This is a genomic window from Tibeticola sp. (assembly GCF_022759015.1).
Taxonomy (GTDB): domain Bacteria; phylum Pseudomonadota; class Gammaproteobacteria; order Burkholderiales; family Burkholderiaceae_C; genus Tibeticola; species Tibeticola sediminis.
Genome location: NZ_JAEMQB010000160.1, coordinates 1 through 5,766, shown reverse-complemented (window position 1 = coordinate 5,766; position 5,766 = coordinate 1). Strand labels below are relative to the sequence as shown.

General features: G+C 64.9%; 5 protein-coding genes. 1 reads left to right on the top strand and 4 read right to left on the bottom strand.

Features of this window, described 5'->3' with window-relative positions; all coding sequences use genetic code 11:
• Positions 1-103: 103 nt before the first annotated feature.
• The 4 genes from pcnB to JHC36_RS10100 are packed head-to-tail and all read right to left on the bottom strand — an operon-like array spanning position 104 to position 4,233.
• Complete coding sequence (pcnB, locus tag JHC36_RS10115; RefSeq protein ID WP_287918709.1) at positions 104-1,714, bottom strand: polynucleotide adenylyltransferase PcnB; 1,611 nt, start codon at positions 1,712-1,714, stop codon at positions 104-106.
• A 49-nt stretch (positions 1,715-1,763) separates the two neighbouring features.
• Positions 1,764-2,453, bottom strand: coding sequence for a histidinol-phosphatase (locus JHC36_RS10110; protein WP_287918707.1), 690 nt, complete (start codon positions 2,451-2,453; stop codon positions 1,764-1,766).
• A complete protein-coding gene (hda, locus tag JHC36_RS10105) occupies positions 2,450-3,133 on the bottom strand; it encodes a DnaA regulatory inactivator Hda (protein WP_287918705.1) in 684 nt (227 codons plus the stop codon). Before hda ends, JHC36_RS10110 begins: the two co-directional genes overlap by 4 nt.
• A complete protein-coding gene (locus JHC36_RS10100) occupies positions 3,130-4,233 on the bottom strand; it encodes an AI-2E family transporter (RefSeq protein ID WP_287918703.1) in 1,104 nt (367 codons plus the stop codon). The genes hda and JHC36_RS10100 overlap by 4 nt, the downstream gene beginning before the upstream one ends.
• Before the next feature lie 224 nt (positions 4,234-4,457).
• On the opposite strand from JHC36_RS10100, the gene purM reads away from it, so the two are divergent.
• Positions 4,458-5,501, top strand: a complete 1,044-nt coding sequence (gene purM, locus JHC36_RS10095) for a phosphoribosylformylglycinamidine cyclo-ligase (protein WP_287918701.1) — start codon at positions 4,458-4,460, stop codon at positions 5,499-5,501.
• Positions 5,502-5,766 lie beyond the last annotated feature (265 nt).

Genomic DNA, 5,766 nt, shown 5'->3' with positions numbered 1-5,766 from the left:
CTCGAGGGCAGCCGGTCCAGCGCCTCGACCGCGCGCAGGATGGTTTCCGCAGATGCGCCCAGATTGCTTCCCAGTCCAACATACGAAAGGACGGGTGCGCGCATCACTGGGTCGGTGGCGGTGGTGCAGCGAGGTCGGGCTGGCGCTCCTCGCTGGCTGGTCCCGACGAACCCGCGGCATCGGTGGGCTTGCGCCGACGCCGGCGGCGCTTCTTCGGCGCGGCCGTCTCACTGGCTTGCGCGCTTGACGGTGCGGGCGCCCCTCCTGTGGCCGGGACCACAGGGCACTCGGGGCGGTTCGGATCGTCGGCTTTCGAGGCAGCCCCAACCCGGTGCACGCGCGGCGCCTTGCGGTGTTCCGCCCGGACTTGGGCCAGCAGATCCTCACGGGCCGCGTCATCGGCCAGGCTGAATTCCTGCCACCAATCGGCCAGGGTAAGGTCGACTTCCCCAACTTCGGCGCGCAACCGAAGAAAGTCGAATCCCGCCCGGAAACGGGGTTGCTCGACCAGGCCGAAGGGGGCGTGGCCGGTCCGCTTTTCGAAACGCGGTTGCATCATCCAGATTTCACGCATGTCGGCACCGAGTTTTCCGCGGCCCGAAACGTCGCCGATGCGGGACTCGAAAACCTCGTCGATCGCCGCCTGGAGGGCCGGATGGGGATGCTCTCTGCGCTCGAGGCGCCGACTCCACGCCTCCCGCACGTCCTGCCACAGCAGCGCGGCGAGGAGAAAGCTCGGTGCGACGGGCTTGCCCTCGGCGACGCGTCGATCGGTGTCCGCCAAGGCCGCTTGCACAAACGGCGTATCGGCGCGCTCGACCGCGAGGTCGAGCAAAGGATAGATGCCACGCTCGAGCCCCAAGCGGCGAAGCTGTTCGATCGAGGCGAGAGCATGCCCCGTTTGCAGCAGCTTGAGCATTTCGTCGAACAAGCGGCTCTGCGGAACCTCTTGCAGCAAGGCCAGGCTGCTGCGCAAGGGCTGCGCTGTTTTTGGATCGAGCGCGAAGCCCAGGCCCGAGAGCTTGGCCGCGAAGCGCACGGCGCGGATGATGCGCACGGGGTCCTCGCGATAGCGCTTGGCAGGGTCTCCGATCATCCGCAGACGCCGCTGCTTGGCGTCTTCGATACCCCGGTGGTAATCGACCAGGACCTGGGTTTGCGGGTCGTAATACATGGCGTTGACGGTGAAGTCACGCCGCACCGCGTCTTCTTGCTGAGTCCCCCAGACGTTGTCGCGCAGGACGCGGCCGCTGGCGTCGACCGCATGCTGGATGCCTGCCAGGGCCGCTTTGGACGTTCGCTCATTGCCGGAAACCTGCTCGGCATCGGCCGGGTCGAGGTAAGCGCGGAAGGTCGACACTTCGATGACTTCGTGCTCACGCCCCCGTCCAAACACGACATGCACGATACGAAAACGTCTGCCGATGATGAAGGCCCGACGGAACAGCGACTTGACCTGCTCGGGCGTGGCGTTGGTGGCCACGTCGAAGTCCTTGGGCCGTAAACCCAGCAACAAGTCGCGAACCGCGCCACCGACCACGTAGGCTTCATAGCCGGCCTGGCGCAACACCCGGCAGACTTGCACCGCGCGCTCGTCAACGAGCGAAGGATCGATCCCGTGCTCCGTTGCGGGAATCTCCCGCCGGCGACCCATGTTGGGCTTGGAAGCGCCCGCCGTCTTGCCCAGCAGTTTGTGAATAAAGGTTTTGATCATTGGCTTCGTGAATGGATGCGTAGGGACCCTTCCAAATCGAGGCAAGGGCTCATCGAGCCTCGTCGAAAAGGTCGAGTATGCGCCAGCCCTGCTGGCTTGCATGGGCGCGCAGGCGCGGATCCGGGTTGGTCGCAACCGGCACGTCAGCCCACTGCAAGAGCGGCAAGTCGTTCATCGAGTCCGAGTAAAACGTGATCTCGGCGGCCGATCTGGACAGCCCGCGCGCCGCCAACCAGTCCTCGACGCGCTTGACTTTGCCCTCGCGGAACGACGGCGTGCCCCGAATCTCACCCGTGATCCAACCCGAGGCATCGCGCTCGAGTTCGACCGCAATCAAATCTTCCACGCCGAACTTGGCGGCGATCGGGCGGGTCACGAATTCGTTGGTCGCGGTGACGATCACGATTTGGTCGCCCCGAACCCGGTGCTGCGCCACCAGGGCGAGGGCGCGCGGGTCGATGGCCGGCTCGATCACTCGACGCAGAAACTCCTCACGCGCCTGCAGCGCCCGCTGCGGACCCTGCCGCCGAGCCGCCTCGGTCGCAAAGCGCACGTAGTCGTGAATGTCCAGCGTTCCCGCTTGGTAGTGCGCATAAAACTCGTCGTTGCGACGACGGAAATGCTGCGGGTCGGTCCAGCCGATATCGGTCGTGAATACGCCCCACGCGTAGTCCGAATCCAGGGGCAACAGGGTATGGTCGAGGTCAAACAGGGTGACCCGGGTGAGTGTCGAGCTCAAGCGTCCTCCATCATGGCGCGAATCAATGGGATCGTGATCGAGCGCTGGGTACTGAGGGCGTAGCGATCGAGTTGCTCGACCAGGCCGTTGAGACTTCCGAGGTCACGGGGGAAGCGCACCAAGATGTAGTCGACGACTTCCTCGCGGAGTTCGAGCCCGCGTTCCCGCGCCGATTGCAGCAGCACAGCCCGACGCTGTGCATCGGACAGCGGCTTGATCTCGAACACATGCCCCCAGGCCAGGCGACTGCGCAAATCGTCCCGCAGCCGCAGATCGGCGGGCGGCAGCCGACCCGCAGCCAAAACCAGGCGCGCCTGCCCATCGGCCGGGGCGAGCGCATGAACGAACCAATTGAAGGCCCATTGTTGGCGTTCACCATCGAAGCGCTCGACATCGTCCAGAAAGATGGCCGCCCATGACTCGTCGAAGCTCGCAAACGGGCTCGTGGCGTCGAGCCAGCCGAAGGCGCGTCCGCGCGCCGCGAGCGTGGCCGCAGCGGCCTGCAACAAATGGGTTTTCCCGCTGCCTTCTTCGCCCCACAGATAAATCGGCACCGGCGTCGGCGGATCGCCGTCGAGCACGCGACGGAGATGCGACCAAGCCGCCTCATTGGGCCCGGGGCAGTAGTTCTCGAAGGTCGCCTGGGGCCGAGGCGCAATGTCGAGCGGCAACTGCTTCATCTGACCTCCTCGGTCGGAACCCGCGCGTGCGTGCCCTCGCCCGTCGCGTCCGCCAGATAGCGCCGTTTCAGCCGCCGCAGAGCGACGAGTAAAACGGCACTGGCGGGCAAGGCCACGAGCACGCCCAGAAACCCAAACAGCTGGCCAAACGCCATCAAGGCAAAGATCACGGCCAGAGGATGCAGGCCCACCCGGCTGCCGACCAGGCGCGGCGTCAGAAAGAAGCTCTCGATGACCTGGCCGGCGCCATAAACGACGCCCACCATCACCAAGGTGGGCGCCAGCCCCATCTGGAGCATGCCCGACAGCAGGGCCAGCACCAAACCAACGCCGAATCCAATGTAGGGCACAAAAACAGCCAGGCCGGTGAAAACGCCGATGGGCAGCGCCACATTGAGACCGAACGCTGCAAGCCCCGCGCTGTAGTAGACCGCCAGCGCCAACATCACCAGGGCTTGGCCGCGAAGGTATTGCCCGAGAACCTCATCGGCTTCGTCGACGAAGGATTCGAGGGCCCCGCGCAGCGCACGAGGAACGAGGCTCCAGACCCCTGCCACGATACGGTCCCAATCGGTCAGCAGATAAAAGAGAACGACGGGTATCAACACCGCGTTGCCGATGATCGTGAGCAAAACGCTGCCGCCGACCCGCAGCGACGCAAGCGCCGAGGCCACGAGATCTTCGCTGCGGTTGCCCAGGAAATCGACCACGAAAGCGCGCAGATCGGCAAAGCCGGCGAGCGGGTCCAACCCGAACTGGAGCAGCCAGGGTCGAATCGCGGTCACCAGCTGCTCCAGCAACAGCGGCACCTGTTCGCGCATCAGCGGGATTTGCCGAACCAGTACCGGCACGACGAGCAACAGAAAACCCAAGGCCGCAACGAAGAAGAAAACCTCCACCAACACAACGGCCAGAACGCGCGGGAAGCGTCCGCCCAACGCGCGATCGAGCCGGTTCACCACCGGGTTGACCATGTAGGCCAGAACGGCGGCAACGAGAAAGGGAGTCAACACTGGCCCCAACGACCAGAGCGCGCCGCCAAGAGCCAGAACGGCAGCAGCCCACCCGACGGCTCGTTTGAAATGGGGGTCGATTTGCATGGCTTGGAGATGGGGGCAGAGATGGCCGTGAGGGTTTTTCGGGGGCAAAGGAATCGGCTTTGAGGCAGCGCGCGAGAGGCCCCCTTGTTGCCGCACGCCGGGGGCTGGAGGCGCGGCGCGGCAGGGGCGTGGTCGGCTTTGCGCTCAGTAGAATCTGGCATTCTAGGGAATCTCAGAGGCGCGCCTCTGGGGGTTCCGTCTCCTCCCAACCTGGCCCACGCCCGATGACGAGCTCAAATTCTCCAACCCCCATCCACTACAAAGACGCCGGTGTCGACATCGATGCCGGAGATGCGCTGGTCGAGCGGATCAAACCGCTTGCCCGCAAGACCTTGCGCGACGGGGTTTTGGCCGGCATCGGCGGCTTTGGCGCTCTGTTCGAGGTGCCCAAGCGCTACCGGGAACCCGTGCTGGTCAGCGGCACGGACGGCGTGGGAACCAAGCTGAAGCTCGCCTTCGAGTGGAACATGCACGATCACGTCGGCATCGACCTCGTGGCGATGAGCGTCAACGACGTGTTGGTCCAAGGCGCCGAGCCCTTGTTTTTCCTGGACTATTTCGCCTGCGGCAAGCTCGATGTCGATGTCGCCGCGCGCGTCGTGGGCGGTATCGCTCGGGGTTGCGAGCTTTCGGGCTGCGCGCTGATCGGCGGCGAGACCGCGGAAATGCCCGGGATGTATCCGCCGGGCGAATACGATCTGGCTGGCTTTGCCGTCGGGGTTGTCGAAAAGCAACGCATCCTCACGGGCCAGACCGTCACGCCGGGCGATGTGGTGCTGGGGCTGGCGTCGGCCGGTGTGCACTCCAACGGCTTTTCCCTGGTGCGGCGATGCATCGAGCGCGCGGCGGGGCACCTGCCCGCAACGCTCGATGGGCTGCCCTTCCGGGAGGCCATCATGGCCCCGACCCGGCTCTACGTCCGTAGCGTGCTGTCCGCGCTCGAGCAGCATCCCATCAAGGCACTCGCGCACATCACCGGCGGCGGCTTGATCGAAAACATTCCGCGCGTGCTCCCTGATGGAACGGCCGCTGCCTTGAAACTCGGCAGTTGGCCGCGCAGTGAGCTGTTTGCTTGGCTACAAGCAACCGCCGCCATCGACGATCATGAAATGAACCGCACGTTCAACAATGGCATCGGCATGGTGGTCGTCGTCGCACCCGAAGCGGCAGCCGCCTGTGCCGCAACGCTCGAGCAGCAGGGCGAGCGCGTCTACGAAATCGGCTCCATCGTCGAGCGGGGCGAGGGTCCCGCTGTCGTCCTGCGCTGATTCCAGGCCCCGTCGCTACACAATCAGGAGCAATGAAGCACCATTTCACGCCGGGATGGTGCATATTTCATTGATCATTTCCAAACGAGAGGCTCGTTTCGAGCCAAGCAAGCCCCCAGGCTGTTGACAACGGCTCGGCAGGCCTCAGAGGCTGAGAGGGAATTGGGCGTGCCCGAAGGGGCGCCCCAAAACGCGCCCGAGTAGGCGCAAAGCACAGCCGTAGCTCGGGCTACGGCGCGCATTTGCAACGCCCTCTGGCGTGTTT

Bases quoted from the DNA above. Each gene is read 5' to 3' on its own strand.
- pcnB (WP_287918709.1), bottom strand. From the start codon at position 1,714: ATGATCAAAACCTTTATTCACAAACTGCTGGGCAAGACGGCGGGCGCT.
- hda (WP_287918705.1), bottom strand. From the start codon at position 3,133: ATGAAGCAGTTGCCGCTCGACATTGCGCCTCGGCCCCAGGCGACCTTC.
- JHC36_RS10100 (WP_287918703.1), bottom strand. From the start codon at position 4,233: ATGCAAATCGACCCCCATTTCAAACGAGCCGTCGGGTGGGCTGCTGCC.
- purM (WP_287918701.1), top strand. From the start codon at position 4,458: ATGACGAGCTCAAATTCTCCAACCCCCATCCACTACAAAGACGCCGGT.